Raw genomic sequence first — 23,077 nt, 5'->3', positions numbered from 1 at the left:
GCCCGCCCGCGGACCGGCCCGTCGACTCGGCGCCGGGGCCCGACCGCCGGGCCGGGCCCGGCCTAGGCGCTGTCCGGCGGATCTTGGTGGGGTCGCGCCGCCCGGCACCGCACCTCGCCGCACCGCACGACGCGACCTCATCCACCAGGATCCACCGGACACGGCCTAGCCGTTCTTGCCCTTGAAGAGCTTCGAGTCGCGCGCGGAGACGGTGACCGGTCCCGGCCGGTCGACGGTGATCTCGCTCCACTCGTCCTCGGTCGCCTTGATCACGATCCCGGGGCGGTCCGGGGTCACCCAGAAGGTCGGGTGGATCTTGATCACGAACGTTCCGGCCGCGTGCGCGTCGAAGGAGAATCTGCTCGGCGTCAGCTCGGTCAGCTCGCCCGGTCCCATCACGATCGGCGTCGGGTTCTCCACCTCCCAGATCTGCCAGTGCCTGTCCTTGTCGGAGTAGACCGGCTTGAGCCAGGGGATGCCCTTGCGGATCAGCTCGGCCTCGGGGATCGCGGACGGGTCGATCGGGATGTCCGGCAGGGCCACGAACCGCACGCCGGTGTCGTCGATCCAGTCGCGGTACTCCTGGATCGTCAGGTCTTCCTGGTAGAGCACCGCGTTGTAGTTGCGGTCCAGCTGGCGCTCCCAACCGCGGGCCAGCGGCATCTTCTCGGCGACGAACACCGATTCCCAGTGGCCGCGCGTGAACGGGATCTCCACCCGGCCCAGCGGGTGGGTGTTGTTCTTCTGCAGGAAGTCGAGCATGCCCGCGTAGTACTGCGGCTTCTCGCCCGGCGAGTCCTTGATGTCGTGGGTGATGGCCAGCGCGGCGGACTGGAACTGCCAGACCAGCAGTGGCAGGGCCAGCAGCACCACGAGCCGACGCCGGCCCGCCGAGAGCAGCACGACCGCCATCAGCGGGCCGGCGGTGAGCTCGCCGAGTCGGGCCAGGTTGCCGCCGAGCGAGGTCGGCACGAAGAAGAAGATCACCGCGGTCGCCGCGTACAGCCACAGGAAGCGCCGGGCGCTCTGCTGCTCCTTGGGCAGTATCAGCAGGCCGACCGCGGCGAAGGCCAGGATCGGCAGGAACCGCCACCACGGGAACGGGAACATGCCCTCGTTGGGGAAGGCGAGCGCGGCGACCAGGCCCAGTGCGGCGGGAGCGAAGCACAGTCGGGTCGGCCAGACCCGTTCCCTGGGCACCCAGGCGAGTGCGACCAGCATCAGGAAGGCGCCGGACAGCGGGCTGGAGAGCCCGCACAGGAGGGCGGCGAAACCGGCCCACAGCGGGTGTCGGCGGCGAGCGGCCAGTATGGCGAGCATGCCCGCGGCGACACCGAGCGCGAACGGGGTGCGGCCGATCAGGTAGTCGACGCTGCACATCACCGCGAACCAACAACTGCCGACCTTGCGGGCGACGTCGTTCCCGCCGACCCGGAGCTTGTCCCAGGCCCACGCGGAGGTCACACACGAGAGCGCGGTCAGCGTGGCGGTGCCGATCTTGGAGGCGATCACCGGCGCGAGGATGCTGTAGCCCGGGAGCAGGTGTCCGCCGTACCACTGGTTGTTCCACAGGTACGTGCCGTGGTCGCGGATCAGCCAGGTCCGGAAGTACTGCGCCGGCCAGTCGGGGCCGTTCACACCGGTGACGATGATCAGGCCGATCAGGCCGGCGGTGATCAGGTACGGCCGCTCGATTATCGCGTCCGCGAGTGCCCGAAAACGGCGGCGACCCGCCGGCGCTGCGGGTCGATCCGTCGCTGGGCTTTGCACATCGCTCGTCACATGACCCGAGTTTTCCAGACGCGGGGCCCGGCGTCGCCGGTGGATGCCGGAGATGGGAGGTTTTGTGGGTTTATTCGCTTTGGTGCAGACCGAGTGTGACGAGTGCGCCGAGTACGGACAGGCCGGCCGCGACCAGGATCGCCAGGTCGATGCCGCCCGCGTCGACCAGGGCGACCACGAGCGCCGCGCCGATCGAGGCGCCCATGTAGCGCGCGGTGCTGTTGGCGCCGGAGCCCATGCTCGCCCGGTCGACCGGCACGCTCTCCACCGCGAGGCGGGCCAGTGCGGTGTTGACCAGGCCCACGCCGAAGCCGCCGACGAGCAGGCCGGGCACGGCGCGTACCCACGAGTCGGCGGGGGTGAGTCCGTACAGGCCGAGGAAGCCGACGGCGGCGACGAGCAGGCCCGCGGCGAAGCGGTGTCGGGCATCGGGCAGCACGTGCACCCGACCGACGGCGAAGGACGTGATCGCGGCCGCGGCCGACCACAGGCCGAGCAGGAGGGCGGCGCCCAGGGCGCTCACGCCCAGCGTGCCCTGGAAGACGGTGCCCAGGTAGGCGGCGATGGCGATCACCGCGACGCCTACGATCAGGGCGCCGAAGGTGGCGACGGCGAACGCGGGGCGGGCGAACATGCGCAGGTCGAGCATCGGTGCCCGGCCGCGCAGGGCGGTCGCGCCGTAGCCGGCGAGCAGGAGCACCGCGACGACCATCAGCACGTCGACCACGGGCCGGTGCCACCCCTGTCGGCCCTCGATCAGCGCGGCGGTCAGCGCGATCAGGCCGGGGCCCAGGGTCAGCGTGCCCCACACGTCCGGCCGGCGCGGGTGCTCGGCACGCGATTCGGGCATCCGGCGGGCGACTGCGGCCACCGCGAGGGCGGCCACGGCGGCGAACCAGTACGGCGCGGAGCGGTGCACGAGCGCCAGTCCGGCACCGAGCAGGGGGCCCACGACCATGCCCGCGCCGATCGAGGAGCCGTACGCGGCCATCGCCCGGCCGCGCGCGGCGCCCTGGTGGTTGTGCGCGAGCAGGCCGAGCCCGGCGGACATGATCGCCGCCCCGGCGACACCCTGGAGCGCGCGGCCGACCACGTACAGCGGCAGTGAGGGGGCCAGGGCGGTCAGCGCCGAGGACACCGCCAGGCCCAGGGCGCCCGCCGTGAAGATCCGGCGGCGGCCGAAGTCGTCGGCGAGGCTGCCGGTGATCAGCAGGGCCGCGGACAGGCCCAGGCCGATGGCGCTGAGGATCCAGGCCGGGCCGCCGGGGCCCGCGTGCAACTCGCGCACGGTGTCCGGGACGATCGCGATCGGCATCGTGTAGGTGGCCAGGAGCAGCAGCGTGCCCAGGGCCACCACGGGGACGGTCGCTCCCACGGAACCGCCGCCGCCGGCGGGGCCGGGCGCCTGCGGTGCGGTGCGCGGGGCGAGGGACGTGGTGACGGACATGGCTGTGCTCCCCGGATTGCGATTTCGGCGGTAGGTTCGGTGAATGAACCTTGGTGCTCGAAGAACGTAGCACTCATAGGTTCGATGAATGAACCGACCCGGGGTTAAAGTGCTCGTATGGCTTTGGGCAAGGACTACGGGCAGCAGGACTGTGCGCTCGCCCGCACCCTCGAACTCGTCGGCGAGCGCTGGACGCTGCTGATCGTGCGGGACGCCTTCTACGGCGTCCGGCGCTACAGCGACTTCCTCGCCCATCTGGACATTCCGCGTGCCGTGCTGTCGGGCCGGCTACAGACGCTGGTCGACGCGGGCGTGCTCGACAAGCGCCGCTACCAGGAGTCGCCGCCTCGGGAGGAGTACGTGCTCACCGAACGCGGCATCGACCTGTGGCCGATCATCCGCACCATGGCCCGCTGGGGCGAGAAGCACGTGCAGAACGGGGTGCCCTGCCGAATCTTCCGGCACCACGGCTGCGGCGGGACGGTGGACCCGACCGGGATCTGCACGGTCTGTGCGGAGGTGGTCGCCCCCGAGCAGACCGAGGTGGCCCCGGGGCCCGGCGCCAACGTGCTGCGGCGCGAGGACGCGGTCACCCGCGCGATGCGCCGGCCGCATCGCCTGCTGGAGCCGCTGCTGCCCTGACATCGGCCCCGGGCCGGATGGGACGGGGCAGGTGAGGCGGGGCAGGCCCCGGCAGACGACCTCGGCGGGCGACCGGCCGACGCCGCCGGCAGGCGCCGCGCGGAAGCGACCCGCGCCGGCGACTGCGGCAGGCGTCCCGGCAGGCGTCCTGGCGGTGTTCCCGGCCGGTGACGTGGCCGATTCGGTCGGATCGTGCGGGATCCGGCGGTGGCCGAGACACAGGCCCTAGGGTCGTCCTCGAACGGGTGAGTCATCGCTTCGAGGGGGATCCATGGGCGCTGGGACGGGGCTACGCGCACTCGCCGGAGTGCTGCTCCTGGGCGTGCTGTACGTCGTGCTCGCGCTGCCGCTCCTGTTCGTGGCCTTCGTGACCGGAGCGATCGTCGACCAGGGGCGGTTCTTCACCTCGGGTGCCGCAGTGTTGTGGGGGCTGGCCGTCGTCGCACTGGTCGCGCTGCTGCTGGAGCTGACCGGTCCGCGCCGGCTGCCGGCCGGGCTCGCGGTGGACGCCCGGGCGCAGCCGGTGTTGTGGGAACTAGTCGAGGACGTGGCCGCCGATCTGCGGGTGCCCGTGCCGGACGGCATCGTGCTGACCGGCGGGGCCGGTTGCGAGCTGCGGGTGGTGCGCCGTCCCGGGACGTGGTTGCACCGCCATCTGGTGCTGGGCGCCGTGCTGCCGCATGTGCTGACCGGCCGGCGGCTGCGGGTGGCGATCGCACACGCGCTCGGACACGGCCGCCGTCGCCGGCCGCCGCTCGCGGACCGGATCGCCTGCCACGGGGTGGACGCGGTGATCGGGCTGGCCGAGGCGCTGGCCGGGAACGGCGGTGCGGGCCGGGCGGCGGCCCGTTACGCCGTGCTCTACCGGCGGGTGACCGCCCCGGTGGTGGGCTTCGAGGAGCGTGCCGCCGACCGGGCCGCGGCCCGCGCCTACGGCACCGACGCGGTGGCGGACGCGCTCACCGAGCTGGCGCGGGTCCGGGCGGACTGGGACCGGTTCCGGGACGACGTGTTGACCCCGGCGGCCGAGGCGGGCTGTGTGCCGAGCGACCCGATCGCCGGTTTCCTGGCCTTTCGGGACCTGCGGGCCGCATGGGGTGAGGTCGAGGCCGGCTCCGAAGGGGGGATGGCGGACCGGGTCGAGCGTCTCCTGGCTCGACCCCTGGACGGGCGGGGCGCCCCCGGCGGCGCCGACCTGGCCGGCGGCTCGCTGCTGATCGAGCCGCTCCGGCTGCTCGCGCACGTGCATCCGTACCTGCTGGTCACCGACGACGACGGGCATCTGGGCCGGCACGGGTTCGCGGCGCTGGACGGCCTGGTGACCCTGCCCGAGGAGGCGTTCCTGGAGCACCTGGTCGGCTTCGTCCGGGCCCGCCGGGCGGCGGCACTGGGGATCTCCGCGCGACGGGCGGGCGTGGAATACCCGGTGACCCTGGGCGGGGTGCTGGCGCTGCTGGTCGAGGGGCGCGGAGCGGAACTGGCGGCCCGGCACGGCGCGGACACCGCGGGGGCGTTGGCCGCCCTGCTGGGGTGTGCGTGGGTGGAGTCCGGGCGTGGCCGGTCGCGGCCGACCTGGGCCGGCAGCGGCGCCGTCACCGACCACCTCGGCGTCGACCTGGACCTGCTCGGCTGGGCCGAGGCGGCGCTCGCCGGCGCGCCCGGCGCCCGGGCGCTGCGCGAGCGGTTGACCGCGGCCGGCGTCTCGACGTACTTCGAGCCCAGGCCGCCGGTGTCGATCGCCGAGGGGGAGCGGGAGACGGTGGTCGGCCACCGCTGATCGGTGACCTACGGTGGTGGTGTGAAGCAGCCGAGCACCGAACAGGCGGGCGGCCCCGGGATCGAGCCCGAGCGAGCCGCCGCGAAGCCGACCGCCGACCGCACGGTCGCGGCGAACGCGAATGTCGCCGAGAAGGTTTCCGCCGAGCAGGGTTCGGGCGGGAAGGTGGTGACAAGAAAGGTCGCCGCCAGGAAAGTCGCCACCAAGAAGGTGTCCGGCAGGAAGGTCGCCGCCAAGAAGGTCGTCGGGCAGCGCAAGCCCGCCGTGCGGATCGCCCCGCCCAGCTACGACGTCGAGCGCGAACTGATCGCCCGGGGCGCACAGGTGGTCGCCGGGGTCGACGAGGTCGGCCGCGGCGCCTGGGCCGGCCCCGTGCTGGTCGCGGCCGCGATCACCGACCTGACCGTGCCGCCCGCCGGGCTCACCGACTCCAAGCTGCTCACCGCGCGCCGCCGCGAGGAGGTCGCCGCCGCGGTCGACCCGTGGGTGCGCGCCTACGCGTTCGGGTCGGCCGATCCCGAGGAGATCGACACGCTCGGGATGACCGCCGCACTGCGGCTGGCCGCCGAACGCGCGCTGACCGCACTGCCGGTGCGCCCCGACGCGATCGTGCTGGACGGCAAGCACGACTTCCTCGGTGCCCCGTGGGCCGTGCGCTGCGTGATCAAGGGCGACCAGTCCTGCATCAGCGTGGCGGCGGCCTCGGTGCTGGCGAAGGTGCACCGCGATGCCCTGATGGCCGACCTCGGCGCCGGCTATCCGGCGTACGGCTTCGCCGGCAACGCCGGATATCCGGCCCCGGTGCATCGGGCGGCACTGGCCGAGCACGGCCCCACGCCGCACCATCGGATGTCCTGGGCGTACTGGGACGACCTGCCCGCGTGGCGGCACCTCAAGCGACCCCGGGTCGAACCGGTCACCGACGGGCAACTCGGCTTCGACCTGGGCTGATCGGCCTCGGTTTCCGAACGGTCACGTTTGCCCGGGGGCGCTCGTGCGCCGCCCGCGGCCGGTTGTAGCGTCACGCGGGTGACTGCCTCGATTCCTCCCGGCTGGTACGACGATCCCTCGGCCCCGGGCTCCGAGCGCTGGTGGGACGGCGCCCAGTGGACCGCCTCGACCCGCGCCCGCGCACAGGGGGAGATCCCGCCACCGCCGATGGGCGCGCCGCCGGCCGCGGGGCCGGCCGGCTATCCCCAGGGCGGGTATCCCGGCGGCTATCAGCCGGTCGGCCCGCCGGCCGCCGCAGCCCGACCCGGCCGCGGCAAGGCGATCGGCCTGAGCGTGCTGGCCCTGGTCGTGGTGGGCGGCATCATCGCCGCGCTGATCGTCATCCTGGGCGGGGACGACGGCGGCGGCGGAAAGACGGCGGCCACGGACGGCACGCTCACCGATCCCACCACCGGGCTCACCGTGCCCAGGTTCAAGGGCTGGGTCGTCCCGGACCCGGACGACGATCCCGCGGATCAGGCGGTGGAGCGCCCGTGTCCGAGCAGGTCCGCGACCCGGTCGAGCGGGGCCGCGGCCGAGACCGCACTGCAGGCGGAGCGCAAGTGCTATCGCGCCGGCCTGACGGTGGACACCCGCAAGGCCGACACCCTGGAGGAGTTGGTCGCCGACCTGAAGAAGGACGTGACCGGCACCAAGGGCAGGATCAAGCTGGAGACCCTGGAACTGGACAAGGCGATCACGGTGGACGGCCACCCGGGCCACGTCCTGCGGGCCAAGGTCAGGGGCAAGCCCGAGGACCTGAACATGGACTCGGACACCGCCTGGGCGCAGGCGGTGGTGATCGACGAGAAGAACGCGGACGGCGAATTCCCCTGCGTGCTGCTCAAGCTGGAGATCTCCCCCTCGGCGCCGGACAAGTCCACGCTCGACACCGTGCTCAAGGGCATCAAGGTGGGCACACCGCAGCCCTCGGAGAGCACATCCTGACCCTGCGTCATATCTGACGAGACGTCACCAGCGGTACGGTACGCCCGATCGGTCGCGCCGTACCCCGCACCGGTCGCGAGCGCGTACCGTGGACGCGCGCCGCAGGTCGGGCTTGCCGGGATGCGACTGAAGGAGGCCGCACCGGGCACATCATCATTGGGGGGTGACTGTGCGCATCGGTGATCGCCTCGAATGCCCCGGCTACTCGGTGGTGGCCGTGGAGACGACGGGATTGTCCCCACATCGACATCGCATCATCGAGATCGCGGTAGCCCAATGCGATCTCGACGGACGAGTGACCGAGTTCTTCGCGACCCTGCTCGACCCGCAGGGTCCCGCAGGCGACTTCCAGGCACACGGCCTGTTCGACGACGACGTGGTGAACGCCCCGACGTTCGCCGAGGTCGCACCGTGGCTGGCACACCTGTTCCGGCAACGGGTCGTGGTCGCACACAACGCGCGCTTCGACATCGGCTTCGTCGAGCGCGAGTTCCAGCGCCGCGGTCGGCCCACCGTGCCGCCGCTGACCACGCTGTGCACGATGCGCGAGGCACCGCACCACCTGCCCGAGGCGCCGCGCTTCACCCTGCTCGCGTGTTGCGAGGCGGCCGAGGTGCCGGTGGACGGCGGGCACGGCGCGGCGGCCAAGGCGATGGGCACCGCGCGGCTCCTGGAGCACTACCTGCGTCAGGGCGCGGGCGAGGCCCGGCACTGGCAACAGGCCCGGACGGTGGCGGCCACGCTGAACTGGCCGCGCCGCGGCGCCGACGTGCCGCGCATGTTCACCCGCGACGACGCGCACGTGGCCCGGCGGGCACGCGAGGAGGCCGAGCAGGTGCGCCGCCGGGACGCGGTGTCGTACCTGGAGAAGGCCCGCGCGTACGGTCCGCCCACCGGCGTGGGCGAGGGCCCGGACAGCTACCTCGCGGTGCTGGACGCGGCCCTGGAGGACCGGGTGATCACCCCGCAGGAGGCCATCGACCTGGCCGAACTCGCGGTGTCCCTGGGCATTTCCGAGGCGCAGCGCAAGGACCTGGACCGGCTGTACGTGACCGCGCTGGCCGCGTCCATGGTCGCGGCCGGACCCGTCGACCGCGAGGAGCGGGCCGACCTGACCCGGGTCGCCGCGCAACTGGGCATCCCGCGCACCGCGCTGGACGAGATCGTCGGCATGGCCCGCTCCACGGTCGAGCAGGGCCACGGCGGACCGCGCATCCTGGCCCGCGGGCGTCCGCTGGAATCGGGCCTGCACGTGCTCTTCCACGGCTATCTCGCGGTCACCCGGGGCGAGTTGGAGCGCCGGATGGCCCGCGCGGACCTGTCCGTGGCGTCCGGCATCCACGATCGGGTGGACGTGCTCGTGGTGGCCGACCCGGACGAATCCGCGGACCGCACCTACTGGGCCCGCCAGCGCGGCATCCGGGTGCTGATCGAGCCGGTGTTCCTGGCGCTGCTGGCCGACCTGGAACGCGGGCGCAGCAGCGCGGCCGACGCGGCCTCCCAGGTGGCCGCCGCCTCGCTCGCGCACATCGTGCCGGGGGCGCCGCGCACCACGAGCGGCTTCCTGCTGCCCCGGCCGGGCGCTGCGGTGCCGGCCGCCGCCGGATCCTTCGCGCCGAGCCCCTACCGGCCCTACGACACGCCCGTGGACGGTGTCTCGGAGGTGCTGCCGACCGAGGCGTTCGCGTCGACCCAGGCCCCGGGATCGGCCGAAGCCTTCGCGCCCACCGAGGCGTTCGAGATCACCGAGGCGCAGACCGCGCCGGCCACGCCGGTGTCCGGGTCGGCGTCCGCGTCGGCCACCACACCGGCGCCGGTGCCGGTCACGGGCGTCACGCTGCCGAGCATCCCGCCGCCGCCGACCGCCGCCGATCTGCCGGTGGCGTCGGGTTCCTCGGCCGCCGAGGTGCTCCAGGCCACCGTCCCGGACGTGCTCCCGCCGCCACCGGAGGTGCCGGCGACGCACGACACCGCGCCGACCACGCCACCGCCGGTGCCGGGCCCGGAGACGCCGCCGCAGCCGATGCCGGCGGTGCCCGCGGCCACGCCCGCCGCCGGCGGGTCCGGGGCATCGTCGGTGGTCGTGCCGCCGCGACCGACCGATGCCCCACCGACCGCCGTGCCGCCCCGGCCGACGGACACACCCCCGGCCGCCGTTGTGCCGCGGCCGGCGGATGCGCCGCCGCGGGAGCTCACCCGCGGGCAGGCCGTCACGATCGAGGACCTGGGCCCGTTCGCGGGCACGGTGCGGATCGAGGCGGCGTGGTGGGCGCCGGGCCAGGCGGACGGCGACACGGTGGCCCTGGTCCTGGACGACGACCGCCGAGTGGGTGACGACGGCGACCTGGTGTTCTTCAATCAGCCCGTACACGCCAGCGGCGCCGTGCGGTTGGCCGGCAAGCTGCAGACCGGGACCACCAACGAGGTGGAACCGGGCTCGGATTCGGTCGAGATCGACGTCACCACGTTGCCTCCGGGCCGCAGTCGGGTACTGGTCGCACTCGCGCTGGACGCCGGCAGTGGCACCACCTTCGCCCAGGTACCCGTCACCGTCGGTATCGTCGACCCCGTGACCTGCCGTCGACTCGCCGAATTCCGGTTGAGCGGAGGCGATGAGACCGTCATGATCCTGGCCGAGGTCTATCGGCGCGGCGACTCCTGGCGCCTGCGATCGGTCGGTCAGGGCTATGCGGAGGGCCTGGCAGCTTTGGTGATCGAGCACGGGGTGGTGGTGGACGATTGATCCGGCCGAGCTGACGGGGCATCGTAGGATGCGCCGTCGTACGCCCGGGCCACACCCCAGGAGCACCCTGGGTGGGCACGCCCCGCGCGGCTTTGATAGGACTGCCACCATGCCGCGCGTGTTCTCCGGGGAACGGGACTCCACCGATCCCTCCCCGCGTCTCCTCACCGCCGGGCATCCCGGTACCGCCACGAACGAACCGAGCCTTCCCCAGACATGACTGTGAATCCGGTGACTGCCGAAAACACCGCGGACGCGACGTCCGCACCCGAAACCCCGTCCGTACCGCGCCCGTCCGGCGCGGTACCCAAGCCCGGACCCCGTCCGGGCCCGAAGCCGGGCCCGCCCAAGCCCGCCGTGCCGCGTCAGGCGACCGCGGGATCCGCCCCGGCGAAGCCGGGCAAGCCCGGCAAGCCCGCTCCGGCCGCTCCGGCCGCGCCGCGGGTCACGCTGATCCCGGCGACCGAGGAGAACGTCTTCGACGCCGCCGACGACGCGGTGGACGCCCTCCTGGAGGCCGGCACCGAGCCCGGCTCGATCCTGGTGCTGACCACCGGTGGGCCGCACCCGTGGCAGCAGCACGAGGAGACGTTCGGCGCCGCGCAGTACTGGCGTCAATACGACGAGGGCAAGGACGTCTTCTACGCGTCGCTGCCCGCCTCGCGCCCGTTGCGCCGGGCCGCGGTCGTGGTCGTGGTCAACGGATTCGCCGACCAGGACAACGCCGCGCAGATCCTGACCGCGGCACTGACCGCCGGGGCGTCGGTGACGGTCTGCGGCGACATCGAGCGGGTGCGCGCCCTCACCGGTGTCGCATAGCACGTCGTAGCACGCAGGGGGCCCATCCGGGTCCGGTCCGACCGAACTCGGGCCCCCTGCCCCGCGAAACCCGAAGGTCGGCTACGGTTCGTTGCCATGTCGGAATCGCCGTCGATCGCGCAGCTCCTTGACCGGTTCCTCAGCGACCAGGAGGACCGGCTGAAAATACAGCAGTACCGGGCCTGTAGCACCGTCATCGACATGTTGTCGGGCTATCTCAACCGGTATGCCTACACCACCCTGATCGGGGCCGAACGCCAGGAATGGGACCGCGCCTTCTCGGCCGGTGACGACCGGGCGTTCTGCAACGTGTTCGGGGTGCGCAAGTTGATCGCCGGGATCAAGCCGTTCCACGCGCAACATCTGCGTACACGGTTGCAGAGCCCGGAGCTCGTCCAGGACCACGCGCTGACGGTCACGACCGATCTGGTCGACTGGCTCGCAGAGCGCGGTCTCACCGCCTGATCCGGAGCGTCCGTCAGGACGCGGAAGGTCGTACCAGGGGAGTGGGCCCCGTCTCCGGCAGGTAACGCACCTGCGGCAGTTCAGTCGCGGGTCGGGCCGGGGCGATGCCCGCTGCCCTGATCGGCCTGCTGCCGCCGGGACCGCCGCCGCGGCCCGCGGCGAGCGCCGGGTTACGCCCGGAGCGTACGTCGGCGATCACCCGCCAGCCGTCCTGCGCGACGATCGCGAACGCCCCACAGCGCAGTCCGTGCAGCACGCACGCGTCGTGCAGCCCCCACATCCAGCGGCCGTCGTCCGCTTCCCACTCGCGGGTGCCCTCGCGGTGTATCGCCAGCACCGTGGTGTGCGTCGGGGTGGTCCGACGCAGGTCGTCCGGGACGATCAGGCGCAGGTTCGCCAGGATCAGATTGCGGCAGCGCCAGCCGTCGGTACGACCCTCGCCGAAGCCGAAGGAGGCACTGGCCACCGGGCGTTCGGACCGATCCAGGACGGCCACCACCGCCGTGCGCGCGACCGGTCGGTGCAGGTCGTACAGGCGTTTGATCAGCGTGCGGGGGTCGCGCAGCAACGGGACCCGACGCGCGTGCCAGGATTCCGGGTCGAGCGAGCGGGAGGGCCCGCTCGTGGGCGCGCCGTGGCGAGCGGACGCTGTGGAGGCGGTTGCGGCGATGTGCACGGTCCTCCTTCCGTCCAAAACGGACAGCGGCGCACGCTCCGACTGCGGGCGGCTCGCGGCGGAGCGGCGCCGAGGGGGCCCGCACGGGAATGTGAAGGGAACGCCTTGTCGATTCTTGCGTGACGCCCGCGAACTCGGCAACACGTACATGTGATCATTCGATACGTTCGCGTGACGGCGCGGGGTCGGCCGGAGCCGGTCACCCCTCCATCGTGAGCACCAGGGGCAACACCTCGGGGGCGCCGGCCCGGCGCAGCAGGCGAGCCACCACGGTGAGCGTCCACCCGGTGTCGGTGCGGTCGTCGACGAGCAGGACCGGCGCGTCCAGGGCGGCCACCCGTTCGGCGAGTGCCTCGGGCAACACGAACGCGTCGGCGATCGAACGCAGGCGCTGCGCGCTGTTGCTGCGCGGTGCCGGGCCGCCCGCACCGGGTGCGTATTCGACCCGACCGAGCCAGGGGAGTCGGCCGACGCCGGCGAGCCGTTCGCCGAGGCTGTCGATCAGTGCGCCGCGCGTGTGCGAGGCGATGGTCACCACGCCGCCGGGTCGGCGCTGCCATCCCCAGGCGGCCAAAACCTGGACGACGGCGTCGAACGCGGCGTCCGGGATCGGCCCGTCGGGAGTGCCGGGAGCCAGGATCGGCCGCAGCCGGTTGCCCCACCCGATGTCCGAGGAGCGCCCCAGGGCCCGGCCGGCGGCGGCCTGTTCGCGGTCCGGGATGCGGCCCTTGAGCTCGACGCCGGCCACCGCCATGCCGGTGGGCCACATCCGGCGCGGTTCCACCTCCACGCCCGGCCGGCCCAGCGCCGCGCGCGCCGCGTCCCGGGAGGCCGGATCCACCCGCGCGTCGTGGCGCGGCCCCGCGCACGTGTCGCAGCGCCCGCACGGGGCGGCGTTCGGATCGTCCAGGCAGCGGCGCAGGAACTCCATCCGGCAGGTGCCGTCGGCCTGGTAGTCGCGCATCGACTGCTGCTCGTGCTCGCGGGCCGCGGCCACTCGCGCGTAGCGCTCGGCGTCGTACTCCCAGGGACGGCCGGTCGCGGTCCAGCCGCCGCGCACGCGCCGGACCGCGCCGTCCACGTCGAGCACCTTGAGCATCAGCTCCAGGCGGTTGCGGCGCAGGTCCACGAGGGGTTCCAGGGCCTGCGTGGACAGCGGGCGACCGGCACCCTCCAGGGCGGCCAGCGTGCGCTCGACCTGCTCGCGGGCGGGGAAGCCCAGCGAGCCGAAGTAGCGCCAGATCGCCTCGTCCTCACGCCCGGGCAGCAGCAGTACGTCGGCCCGCTCCACCGCGCGCCCGGCCCGGCCGATCTGCTGGTAGTAGGCGATCGGCGACTGCGGGGCGCCCAGGTGCACGACGAAGCCCAGGTCGCCCTTGTCGAAGCCCATGCCCAGCGCCGACGTGGCCACGAGCGCCTTGACCCGGTTGGCCAGCAGGTCGGCCTCGGCGACCCGGCGCTCGGCGTCCTCGGTGCGGCCCGAGTAGGACGCGACGGCGTGCCCGCGCGAGCGCAGGAACGCGGTGACCTCCTCGGCGGCGGCCACGGTCAGCGTGTAGACGATGCCCGAGCCCGGCAGCTCGGGCAGGTGGGTGTCCAGCCAGGCCAGCCGGTCGGCCGCGTCGGGCAGGCGCAGCACGCCGAGCGAGAGGCTCTCCCGGTCCAGGGTGCCGCGCAGCACGAGCGCGTCGCCGGCCGGGTCGAGCTGCTCGGCCACGTCGGCGCTCACCCGCGCGTTCGCGGTCGCGGTGGTGGCCAGGACCGGTACGCCGGTCGGCAGCTCCTCCAACAGGGTGCGCAGCCGGCGGTAGTCGGGACGGAAGTCGTGTCCCCAGTCGGACACGCAGTGCGCCTCGTCGACCACGAGCAGGCCGGTCGTGGCGGCCAGCTTGGGCAGCACGTTGTCCCGGAAGTCGGGGTTGTTCAGCCGCTCGGGGCTGACCAGGAGCACGTCCACGACGCCCTCGGCCACCTCGGCCTGCACCGCGTCCCAGTCGTCGACGTTGGCCGAGTTGATGGTGCGGGCCCGAATCCCGGCGCGGGCTGCCGCGTCGACCTGGTTGCGCATCAGGGCCAGCAGCGGCGAGACGATCACGGTGGGGCCCGCGCCGCGCTCGCGCAGCAGCGCGGTGGCCACGAAGTAGACCGCGGACTTGCCCCAGCCCGTGCGCTGCACCACCAGGACCCGGCGACGGTGGGCGACCAGCGCCTCGACCGCGCGCCACTGGTCCTCGCGCAGCCGTGCGTCGCCGCCCGCCAGGTCCCGCAACACGGCGTCGGCGCGGCTGCGCAGGTCCGTCGCGGGGTCGGGGCGGGCGTCGGGGGCGGTGGAGCGGTCCTCGGTCATGCCTCCCTTTGTAGTCGCCGGCGGCGACATCGCGAAAAGCAGGCCGGGGCGATTTGGGCAGAAACGTGTTGGCTGCGCGGCCGCGCCCCGAGCCGCCCGGGTGGATCGGGGCATGCGGGACACCCTGGCCGGCGGGCGGTCGGCGCGCGATGGTGGAAGGGACCGAAACCCCTACGGCGACGGAGGCGCGACGTGCGCTACCTCGAAGTGGACGGATTTCCCCCGGTGGGTCGGATCGGACTGGGCACGTGGCAGTTCGGCTCACGGGTGTGGGGCTACGGCGACGCGTACGCGTCGGTGACCGCCCATGCCCTGGTCGGCCGGGCGTTGGAACTGGGGGTGACCCTGTTCGACACGGCCGAGATCTATGGGCTCGGGCGCGGTGAACGCATCCTGGGCGAGGCGCTGGGGGCGGACGCCGACCGGGTCGTGGTGGCCACCAAGTTCGTGCCGGCGCTGCCGACCACCCCCGTGCTGCGCGGTCGGGCCTATCGCAGCATGGCCCGGCTGGGCCTGGACCGGATCCCGCTGTACCAGGCCCATGTCGCCAATCCGCTGGTGCCGATCGACGTGATGATGCACGCGCTCGGCGAACTCCAGGACGAGAAGATCGTCGAGGAGGTCGGGGTGAGCAACCACGACCTCGCCCGATGGCGCCGGGCCGAGCACGCACTGGGTCGACGGGTGCTCTCCGACCAGGTCGAGTTCAGCCTCGCGGCGCCCGGACCGCTGCGCGATCTGGTGCCGTGGGCCGAACACAATCGACGCCTGGTGATCGCGCACAGCCCGCTGGCCCGAGGCCTGCTCGGCTCGCGCTACGACGAGTACAACCGGCCGGCCGGGCTCCGTGCGCACACGAGGCTGTTCCAGCCGGAGAATCTGCGCCGGGCCGGCCCGCTCCTGGAGCTGTTGCGCGAGGTGGCCGTCGCACACGACGCGACGCCCGCCCAGATCGCGTTGGCGTGGACCCTGCACCGGGGGCCGGTGGTGGCCATTCCCGGGGCGTCCACGATCGAGCAACTGGAACACAACGTGGCGGCGGCGGAGATCGAACTGGGTGAGGACGAGTACCGGGCGCTGACGGCACAGGCGGAGGTCTTCGCACCGCTTCGGGGGCTGGACGCGCTGCGTGCACGCGCACGGGACGAGTCGCGGAGCGCGCCGGTGCATTGACGCGCACGGGCCGGCCGGTGGCCCGACGGGTGCGGCCGCCGAGGGTGGAAAATCGGGTGGGTTCGACCTGGTTCGTCAAGCTGTGTGCCCACAGCGCCCGAGTCGTGCACCGGCCGTCGGCCCGTGCCGGGCTCGGGTCGCGGGCGGGCGCACGCTCGCCGCATGAACGACACCGATGGTTTCGACCGCGCCCCCTTCGTGGCGATGTCCCCGCAGTCCGTGCTGCGGGTGCGCTCGCCCGCGGACCTGGTGGAGGCGGTGCCGTATCTGATCGGGGTGCGGCCCACCGACAGCGTGGTGCTGTTGGGCATCCTGCCCGGTGAGCGCAGCCGGGTCGGCCCGGTGTTGCGGCACGACCTGCCGCCGCCGGCCGATTTCGAGCCCGCCGCCCGGCACTTCGCCCGACTGCTGGTGCGCACCGGCGCGCGCGGCGTGGCCGTCGCGATGTATCCGGACGGCGCCGAGGCGACGGCGCCGGTCACGGAAGGCACGGCGCCCGAGGACGGGTCGGCGGCGGCCGTCGAGCGATTGCGGCCGCTGCACGCGGCGATCGCCCACGCGTGTGGCACGCATGCGATCGAGGTGCGCGAGGCGGTGTGCGTGACCGCCGAGCGCTGGTGGTCCTACGGCTGTACGGATGCCCGGTGCTGTCCGACCGAGGGCACCCCGCTGCGCACCGAGCGCAGCTCGACGGTCGCCGCGACGGCGGTCTGGGCGGGACTGCCCGAGCCGGTGTCGTTGGCCGATCTGGTGCGCCGCTTCCGGCCGCCGGAGTACGCGATGCGCGAGCTGATGCTGCGGGCGTACGAGAGCGTGCGGGCCGAACCCGAAGGGTTCGCGGCGCGGCGCACGCTGACCGCACTGGCCGGTCACCGGACCCGGTTCCGGGCCGGCGACACCACGATCGAACCGGCCGAGGCGGCGCGCCTGGTGCTCGGATTGGGCGATTCCCGGGTGCGCGACGAGGTGATGGGCTGGCACGGCGAACAGCCGGGCGACGCCGACGACCCGGCCCTGCTCGCGCTGTGGACCGCGCTGGCCCGCCGGGCCTTCGCGCCCGCCTCCGCGCCGCCGCTCACCCTGGCCGCATGGGCCGCGTGGACGATCGGCGACGGGGTGTTGGCCCGGGTCGCGGTGACCCGGGCGTTGCGGGCCGACGCCGGATACACGATGGCGCGGCTGCTGCACTCGGCGATCAACAGCCCGCTGAGCGCGGCCGAGGTGCGCCGAAGGATCTTCCGCGATGCCGTGACCAACCGGGCGCCGTGACCGTTGGGGGGCCGGGGGCCACATGTCGACCGACCGGTCGACGGCGGGGCGGACCGCGGCAGGCTTTGCCGCGGGAGAGCCCGAGCCCCGCCCGCGCGGGGCCCACGAGGAAGCGGGAGACGAGAGCGGTGAGCGTGAGCACGACCCCACATCCCGTCGCGCACGACGCGCTCGTCTGCGTGGACGCGCCGGGCATGGCGATCAGTGGGCTCGACGGGCAACTGCGCGGGCACGGCGTGCAGGGCATCTACCACGACGGGCGGCGCATCCTGTCGCGGATCGTGCTGACCATCGGCGGCACCGAGCCCGAACCGCTGTCCGGACACGTGGTCGCGGCCGACACCGTGCGCTACCTCGCGATGCGCCGATTCACCGCGGACGGCTCGCCCGATCCGGGTCTGGTGATCGAGCGCACCCGCTACGCCGCCGGCCGGGAGCGGCTCGTGTTGCGCAACACCGGGCGCCGGGCGTTGCGCTTCCCGGTCGAACTGGCCCTGGGCACCGACCTGATCCCGCTCGACGCGCTGCGGGCCGGACACCGTCCACCCGAGCTGCCGGCCCGGGTCGCCGCGGCCGGTCTGGGCTGGAGCGCACCGGACGGGACGAGCGTGCGGGCGAGCGCCGAGCCCGCGCCGGACACCGCGCTGGCCGGCACCGCCACGCTGCGCTGGGACGTCGAGCTGGAGCCGGCCCGCTCGTGGGCGGTCGAACTGCGAGTGGTCGCCGAACCGGCTCCCGGCCGACCCGGAGCGCGCGCCTTCTCCGGCGGGCCGCCGTGGGCGCAGCCGCGGGTGCGCTGCGACGACGTGCGGGTCGCGGCCTGGCTCGACCAGGGGCTGCGCGACCTGCGGGCGCTGCTCGTGGTCCCCGATCCCGAGCTGCCGACCGCGCCGCTGCCCGTGGCCGGCGCGCCGTGGCAACTGGCCCCCACCGGGCGCGACGCGCTGTGGACCGCCCGGATGTTGCTGCCGCTGGGCACCCGATTCGCCGGCGGTGTGCTGCGGTTGCTCGCCGCACGCCAGGGCGTGCGCGCGCAGCCGCGCGGCGGCGAGGACCCCGGGCGGATCCCGCACACCCTGGGCCGGGCCGGCGAACCGGACCGCTACGACTGCGCCGGTTCGACCGCGCTGTTCGTCACGCTGTTCGGCGAGGCCTGGCGCTGGGGACTGCCCGCCGCCGAGGCCGGCGCGCTGCTGCCCGCGCTCGGCCGTGCGCTGGGACACCTGTCCCGCACGATGGGCGAGCGGCCGGACGACTTCGTTCGGCTCGGCCCCGGGGGGCCCGCGCCGTGCGAGCTCCAGGCGCAGACCTACCAGGCCGCGCGGCACGGTGCGGCGCTGCTGGACGCGCACGGCCTGCCGGGCGCGGGCGCACTGCGCGAGCGGGCCGAGCAACTCGGCGTCGCCTTCCGCCGGGCGTTTCGGGCCGAGGACGCGGCGGGGGAGTACTACGCGGCGGCGCTCGATCCCGCCGGCCGACCGATCACCGTGGCCTCGTCCGCGATGGCGCACCTGCCCGGTAGCGGCATCCTGGACGACACCGGCAATCGCGCGGTGGCCCGCCGGTTGACCGCCCCCGACCTGGACTGCGGCTGGGGGCTGCGCGGCACCTCGGCCCGGATGCCCGGCTACCACCCGCTCGCCGTCCGAGGCGGCGTGGTGCGCGTCCACGACACGTGCGTGGCCGCGGCCGGACTCGCCGACGCGGGCCATCTCGACGCCGCACAACAGCTGTTCGCCGGTTTGCTGCACGCCGCACCGTGGTTCCAGTACCGATTGCCGGAGATGCACGCGGGCGAACAGCGCGCGGAGGGCCACGCTCCGGTGGCCCACCCCCTGGCATGCCGGCCGCTGGCGCGCGCGGCAGGGGCGATCCTGCCGGTGCTGGTGGCCTTCGCCGGGATTCGGCCGGACGTCCCGGCCGGCCGGGTCACCGTGCGCCCGGCCGGCCCGCTGGACGTCGGCGAACTCGAACTGCGCGACCTGTGCGTGGCCGGCGCGCCGTTCACGGTGCGGGTCAATCGGGCGGGGCAGGCGATCGTGGAGGAGGCGGCGGAAGGCATGCAACTGGCGATCTGAACCCGACCGTCCGGTGACGCGACGCCACCACCCGCATGCGCGGGGTATGCCGAGCGATCGGGAATCCGTTTTATCGTCAGCCAGACAGCTAGTGCCCTCCGGGCACTAGGATCGCCCCATGCCGCGCTCCGAGACCTCGCTCTTTCCGCCCTTCGGAGTCACCGTGGATCTCGTCGTCCTCACGGTGCGCGAGCACGCGCTGAGCGCCTTGACCATCCGCCGGGGCGAACCGCCGTTCCAGGGCGCATGGGCGCTGCCCGGCGGCTTCGTGCGCGAGGGCGAGGGCCTGGAGGCCGCCGCGGCACGCGAACTCGCCGAGGAGACCGGACTGGACCGGCTGCCGGTGCATCTGGAGCAGCTCGCCACGTTCGGCGACCCCGGCCGCGATCCCCGGATGCGCGTGGTCAGCGTGGCCTACCTGGTCCTGGCCCCGGATCTGCCCGCCCCGCGCCCCGGCGGCGACGCGGCCGGGGCCCGCTGGTCCTCGGTCGGCGAACTGCTCGGCGACGGCAGCCGGTTGGCCTTCGACCACGCGCGGATCCTGGAGGACGGCGTCGAGCGCGCCCGCTCCAAGATCGAATACTCCTCGCTGGCCGCCGCGTTCTGCCCGGAGGAGTTCACCGTCGGCGAGCTGCGCCGGGTCTACGAGGCGGTGTGGGGCGTGGCCCTGGACCCGCGCAACTTCCACCGCAAGGTCACCGGCACGCCCGACTTCCTGGTGCCCACCGGGGGCACCACCACCCGACAGGGCGGCCGGCCGGCCCAACTGTTCCGCCGCGGCTCCGCGGAGAAGCTCAACCCGCCGATGTTGCGTCCCGAGGCCTGACCGAGCCGGCCGCGGCCACGCTCGTCGGCGCCTCCCGGTGCCCGCACCGCCGCCGACGCTGCCGTTGCCCGCTGCCCGCCGTCCTGGGATCGCCGCTCCGAGATCGCCGCCCCGCGTCGGTGCCGGGCGGCTGTTCGGTCAGTCCTGGCCGCCCAGATCGAGGCCGCCCGCGTCGTATGCGAGCTGCGCGTCCCGGCTGCGATGGCGACCCAGCAGCGTGAGCAGCTCCACCACCCGCGGGCGCAGAGTGGGCCAACCCACGACGCCCCGCGGTTGGTGTGCGATGCCCGCCAGGAGGTCGTCCAAGAGCAGGCCGAGCCGGGTGTGTTCACCCCGCAGCCGCCACACCGCGGGCTCGAACCTGGGATCCGCGCGGCGCACCTCGTCGTAGAGACCGCCGGGCTCCTCGGTGACGGCGACATGTTCGTACAGGTCGGCCCGCAACTGCCGCAGCCCCGCGCACAGCGCGGCCACCCGGCGCGGGCCCGCCGGGTCGGCGACCAGACCGTCACGGACGATCAACAACGCGTCGTCGAGGTCGCCCCGCCTGCGGCGGACGGCGTCCAGGACGCCCGGATCGGGAAGAGACATGCCGACCTCCAGAGGCGGTACTCGGCGATCTCTCGATGGTCCTCCAGGACCGGGCGGCCTGTCCAGGTTCGGCGGACTTTTCCGCAGCTCGCCGATACGGCGGCAAATGCCGGGAAAATTGTGGTTTCGCCGGTATGTTGCCAAAGATCCACAGATCTCCCGAATTCGGGGTGCCGAGGAGCGATGGCGATGATCCAGACACGTGCGCTGACCAAGAGATACGGCGGCATCGTGGCCGTCGACGACCTGTCCTTCGACGTGCTCCCCGGCAAGGTCACGGCACTGCTCGGGCCCAACGGCGCGGGCAAGTCGACCACCCTGCGGCTGATGCTCGACCTGGAGCGCGGCGGAGGCGAGACGCTGTACGACGGCCGACGCTACCGCCGGCTGCGCCGCCCCGCCGCCCGCGTCGGCGCCTGCGTGGGCCCCGCGGGCGCACATCCGGGACGCCGGGTGCGGTCGCACCTGCGGATGCTCGCGGCGGCCGGCCGGATCCCGGCGCGCCGGGTGGACGAGGTGCTCGACCTGGTCGGGCTGACCCCGGTGGCGGGCGCCCGGGTCCGGGTGCTCTCCGCGGGCGCGCTCGGCCGACTCGGGCTGGCCGGCGCCCTGCTCGGGGACCCGGGCACGTTGGTGCTGGACGAACCGGCGACCGGTCTGGACCCGCAAGGAGTGCGCTGGCTGCGCGACTTCCTGCGCGCCTACGCGGCCGATGGCCGGACGGTCCTGGTCGCCGGGCACGTCCTGGCCGAGACCGCGCACTGCGCGGACCGGGTCCTGGTGATCAGCCGGGGTCGCCTGGTCGCGGACGAATCGGCGGCCGACTTCCTGCGTCGCGGGGTACGGGCCGGCGTTTCGGTACGCACCCCGCAGGTGGCCCGGCTGTCCGCGCTGTTGCAGGCCGAGGGCGTGCACGCCGCCCGTTCCGGCGGCACCACGCTCACCGTGACCGGCGCCGACCGGGCCAGGGTCGGCGAGATCGCCTTCCGCGGCGGGATCCTGCTGCACGAGTTGGCCGAACGCGAGCCCGGGGTGGGCGACGCGTTCACCGATGTGATCACCCGCCGGCGCGAGCGGACGCAGCTCGCCGGGGACGAGGATGCCCGCGTCGAGCGATCGACCGGGGGCGACCCGGGCGGGATCGACGCGACGACCCGGCCCACCGAGGAACTCGCCGGACCCGGATTCGAGTTCGCCCGCGCGGCGGCACCGGGGCCGGCGCTCGCCGGCGCGGCGCCGACGACCGTGCTCGGGACGGGGTTCGATCCCGGCCCCGACCCCGAGCCGCATCCCGCCCGGCCGCACGCGGCAACCGCTCCTGCCACCGGCCGCGACACCGCCTCGATGGTCGTACCCGAGGCCCCTCGGGTCATCGAGTCGCACATCGACCCCGGCATCACCCCCGCCGTCGACCCGAACCCCCGGACGCCGGTCGCGCCGCACACGCGCCCGATCGACGAGATCGCCCCCGGCAGCGGCCGGAGCGGCGAGCCGGAACCGAACGAGGCGCCCGCCGCACTGCCGCCGAGGCGCCGATTCGCCCGCACCTGGCGTTCCACCGAGCGCGCCGAGCAGACCGACGAGGTGAGAAGCGCATGAGCGCGATCAGGTACGAACTCGTGCGAGCCCGCAGCCTGCGCACGACATGGTGGGGCCTCCTGGGCCTGCTCGCGCTCGCCGCCGGCGCGACATGGGTGGCGGCCCGCCAGGCCGGCGCCGTCCCGCTCGGCTCCGCCGAGGCCGCCCGCCTGGTCACCGCGGGGCCCGGCCGCACCCCTGTATTGATCCCCGTGATCATGCTGGCGACCGCGCTCGCCTGTGCGCGCGAGCAGCGTCGGGACGCGCTGCCCACCCTGTTGCTCGCGCTGCCCCGGCGCGGGCGGGTGTACCTGGCCAAGCTGGTCGGCACCGCGCTCGCGGCCGTCGTGGTCGCCGTCCTGGCGGTGGCCGCGAGCGTCGGCACGGCCCGCGCCGTATTCGGCCCGACCTTCCCCGACACCGCGGCGATCGAGGCCCCGGCACCGCGGATCCTGGCCGGATTCGTCGCCTACGTGCTGCTCGCCGCCGTCCTGGGCCTGGCGATCGGCACGCTGTCCCGCGGTGCCCCGTTGATCGCGATCGCGGCCGCGGCGCTGCCCGCCGGGGCCGAACGACTGATCGCGGCGGCCGTTTCGGCCGGTGTCCCGCCGGCGCATCGGGACCTCGTGCGCTACCTTCCGTTCCGCGCCGCGGACCGCATGCTCGCCGGCACCGACGGCGGCCTGTCACCGATGGTCGGCGGCTCGGTCCTGGCCGCAACCACGCTCGTGCTCACCGTCCTCGCGATGATCACGTTCACCCGCCGACGGGCTTAGGACCGACCCCGGAGGGATGGGGCCCGGGCCGGCGGACGTCACACTTTCGGACGATCGACCCGCAAGGTAGATCACCCTTTCGTGTGTTTTTCAGCCGAGAGCGGGTTTGCCGCTCAAGCCGGGCCCGTTCGAGGCCGAGATGGAGAGCGT

At 74.0% G+C, this 23,077-nt stretch carries 18 protein-coding genes; 13 read left to right on the top strand and 5 right to left on the bottom strand.

Annotated elements, in window-relative coordinates:
• Window positions 1–165: 165 nt before the first annotated feature.
• Together ACIBM5_RS23010 and ACIBM5_RS23005 are read right to left on the bottom strand one after the other, a co-directional pair.
• Entirely contained in the window at window positions 166–1,770 is a 1,605-nt protein-coding gene (locus tag ACIBM5_RS23010; protein ID WP_396008540.1) for a hypothetical protein, read from the bottom strand.
• Window positions 1,771–1,852: 82 nt separating this feature from the next.
• Window positions 1,853–3,229: an MFS transporter gene (locus ACIBM5_RS23005; protein ID WP_396008539.1), complete on the bottom strand. Its 1,377-nt coding sequence runs from the start codon at window positions 3,227–3,229 to the stop codon at window positions 1,853–1,855.
• 117 nt (window positions 3,230–3,346) lie between these two features.
• Here ACIBM5_RS23005 and ACIBM5_RS23000 point away from each other — a divergent pair, with 117 nt between their 5' ends.
• From ACIBM5_RS23000 to ACIBM5_RS22970, 7 genes are all read left to right on the top strand, one after another.
• Entirely contained in the window at window positions 3,347–3,871 is a 525-nt protein-coding gene (locus ACIBM5_RS23000; protein ID WP_391581643.1) for a winged helix-turn-helix transcriptional regulator, read from the top strand.
• A gap of 271 nt (window positions 3,872–4,142) precedes the next feature.
• A complete protein-coding gene (locus tag ACIBM5_RS22995) occupies window positions 4,143–5,648 on the top strand; it encodes a hypothetical protein (RefSeq protein WP_396008538.1) in 1,506 nt (501 codons plus the stop codon).
• 264 nt (window positions 5,649–5,912) lie between these two features.
• Entirely contained in the window at window positions 5,913–6,599 is a 687-nt protein-coding gene (locus ACIBM5_RS22990) for a ribonuclease HII (RefSeq protein WP_391581791.1), read from the top strand.
• Window positions 6,600–6,677: 78 nt separating this feature from the next.
• On the top strand, window positions 6,678–7,586 hold the full coding sequence (locus tag ACIBM5_RS22985) for a DUF2510 domain-containing protein (RefSeq protein ID WP_396008537.1): 909 nt from the start codon (window positions 6,678–6,680) through the stop codon (window positions 7,584–7,586).
• 163 nt (window positions 7,587–7,749) lie between these two features.
• Entirely contained in the window at window positions 7,750–10,329 is a 2,580-nt protein-coding gene (locus ACIBM5_RS22980; protein ID WP_396008536.1) for a TerD family protein, read from the top strand.
• A gap of 231 nt (window positions 10,330–10,560) precedes the next feature.
• On the top strand, window positions 10,561–11,148 hold the full coding sequence (locus tag ACIBM5_RS22975) for a hypothetical protein (protein ID WP_396008535.1): 588 nt from the start codon (window positions 10,561–10,563) through the stop codon (window positions 11,146–11,148).
• Between the two features lie 96 nt (window positions 11,149–11,244).
• Window positions 11,245–11,613 (top strand): hypothetical protein, encoded by a 369-nt coding sequence (locus tag ACIBM5_RS22970; protein WP_020554773.1) that lies wholly within the window; start codon window positions 11,245–11,247, stop codon window positions 11,611–11,613.
• A gap of 13 nt (window positions 11,614–11,626) precedes the next feature.
• On the opposite strand, the gene ACIBM5_RS22965 is transcribed toward ACIBM5_RS22970, so the two are convergent.
• Complete coding sequence (locus ACIBM5_RS22965) at window positions 11,627–12,289, bottom strand: hypothetical protein (protein WP_396008534.1); 663 nt, start codon at window positions 12,287–12,289, stop codon at window positions 11,627–11,629.
• Between the two features lie 199 nt (window positions 12,290–12,488).
• On the bottom strand, window positions 12,489–14,636 hold the full coding sequence (locus ACIBM5_RS22960; protein ID WP_396008533.1) for a RecQ family ATP-dependent DNA helicase: 2,148 nt from the start codon (window positions 14,634–14,636) through the stop codon (window positions 12,489–12,491).
• A gap of 192 nt (window positions 14,637–14,828) precedes the next feature.
• Between ACIBM5_RS22960 and ACIBM5_RS22955 the strand changes: the two genes are divergently transcribed.
• From ACIBM5_RS22955 to ACIBM5_RS22940, 4 genes are all read left to right on the top strand, one after another.
• A complete protein-coding gene (locus ACIBM5_RS22955) occupies window positions 14,829–15,809 on the top strand; it encodes an aldo/keto reductase (protein ID WP_396008532.1) in 981 nt (326 codons plus the stop codon).
• 162 nt (window positions 15,810–15,971) lie between these two features.
• The gene (locus ACIBM5_RS22950; RefSeq protein WP_396008531.1) at window positions 15,972–17,078 is read left to right on the top strand and encodes a DUF4192 domain-containing protein; all 1,107 of its coding nucleotides are present in this window, start codon (window positions 15,972–15,974) and stop codon (window positions 17,076–17,078) included.
• A 134-nt stretch (window positions 17,079–17,212) separates the two neighbouring features.
• Window positions 17,213–19,156 carry a glycogen debranching N-terminal domain-containing protein gene (locus tag ACIBM5_RS22945; protein WP_396008530.1) on the top strand — a complete coding sequence of 648 codons (1,944 nt, stop codon included), beginning with the start codon at window positions 17,213–17,215 and terminating at the stop codon, window positions 19,154–19,156.
• A gap of 118 nt (window positions 19,157–19,274) precedes the next feature.
• On the top strand, window positions 19,275–19,982 hold the full coding sequence (locus tag ACIBM5_RS22940) for an NUDIX domain-containing protein (RefSeq protein WP_396008529.1): 708 nt from the start codon (window positions 19,275–19,277) through the stop codon (window positions 19,980–19,982).
• Between the two features lie 138 nt (window positions 19,983–20,120).
• Here the strand turns inward: ACIBM5_RS22940 and ACIBM5_RS22935 are convergent, their stop codons facing one another.
• On the bottom strand, window positions 20,121–20,573 hold the full coding sequence (locus ACIBM5_RS22935; RefSeq protein ID WP_396008528.1) for a hypothetical protein: 453 nt from the start codon (window positions 20,571–20,573) through the stop codon (window positions 20,121–20,123).
• Window positions 20,574–20,762: 189 nt separating this feature from the next.
• Here ACIBM5_RS22935 and ACIBM5_RS22930 point away from each other — a divergent pair, with 189 nt between their 5' ends.
• Together ACIBM5_RS22930 and ACIBM5_RS22925 are read left to right on the top strand one after the other, a co-directional pair.
• Window positions 20,763–22,172, top strand: coding sequence for an ATP-binding cassette domain-containing protein (locus ACIBM5_RS22930; protein WP_396008527.1), 1,410 nt, complete (start codon window positions 20,763–20,765; stop codon window positions 22,170–22,172).
• Window positions 22,169–22,927 (top strand): hypothetical protein, encoded by a 759-nt coding sequence (locus ACIBM5_RS22925; protein WP_396008526.1) that lies wholly within the window; start codon window positions 22,169–22,171, stop codon window positions 22,925–22,927. The genes ACIBM5_RS22930 and ACIBM5_RS22925 overlap by 4 nt, the downstream gene beginning before the upstream one ends.
• Window positions 22,928–23,077 lie beyond the last annotated feature (150 nt).

Origin of the sequence: Embleya sp. NPDC050493, assembly GCF_044458105.1 — a bacterium.
Lineage (GTDB): Bacteria > Actinomycetota > Actinomycetes > Streptomycetales > Streptomycetaceae > Embleya.
The sequence above is the reverse complement of the archived record's forward strand: the minus strand, read 5'-3'. Positions and strand labels throughout refer to the sequence as shown.

Bases quoted from the DNA above. Each gene is read 5' to 3' on its own strand.
- ACIBM5_RS23005 (WP_396008539.1), bottom strand. From the start codon at position 3,229: ATGTCCGTCACCACGTCCCTCGCCCCGCGCACCGCACCGCAGGCGCCC.
- ACIBM5_RS23000 (WP_391581643.1), top strand. From the start codon at position 3,347: ATGGCTTTGGGCAAGGACTACGGGCAGCAGGACTGTGCGCTCGCCCGC.
- ACIBM5_RS22995 (WP_396008538.1), top strand. From the start codon at position 4,143: ATGGGCGCTGGGACGGGGCTACGCGCACTCGCCGGAGTGCTGCTCCTG.
- ACIBM5_RS22970 (WP_020554773.1), top strand. From the start codon at position 11,245: ATGTCGGAATCGCCGTCGATCGCGCAGCTCCTTGACCGGTTCCTCAGC.
- ACIBM5_RS22960 (WP_396008533.1), bottom strand. From the start codon at position 14,636: ATGACCGAGGACCGCTCCACCGCCCCCGACGCCCGCCCCGACCCCGCG.
- ACIBM5_RS22950 (WP_396008531.1), top strand. From the start codon at position 15,972: ATGAACGACACCGATGGTTTCGACCGCGCCCCCTTCGTGGCGATGTCC.
- ACIBM5_RS22940 (WP_396008529.1), top strand. From the start codon at position 19,275: ATGCCGCGCTCCGAGACCTCGCTCTTTCCGCCCTTCGGAGTCACCGTG.
- ACIBM5_RS22935 (WP_396008528.1), bottom strand. From the start codon at position 20,573: ATGTCTCTTCCCGATCCGGGCGTCCTGGACGCCGTCCGCCGCAGGCGG.
- ACIBM5_RS22930 (WP_396008527.1), top strand. From the start codon at position 20,763: ATGATCCAGACACGTGCGCTGACCAAGAGATACGGCGGCATCGTGGCC.
- ACIBM5_RS22925 (WP_396008526.1), top strand. From the start codon at position 22,169: ATGAGCGCGATCAGGTACGAACTCGTGCGAGCCCGCAGCCTGCGCACG.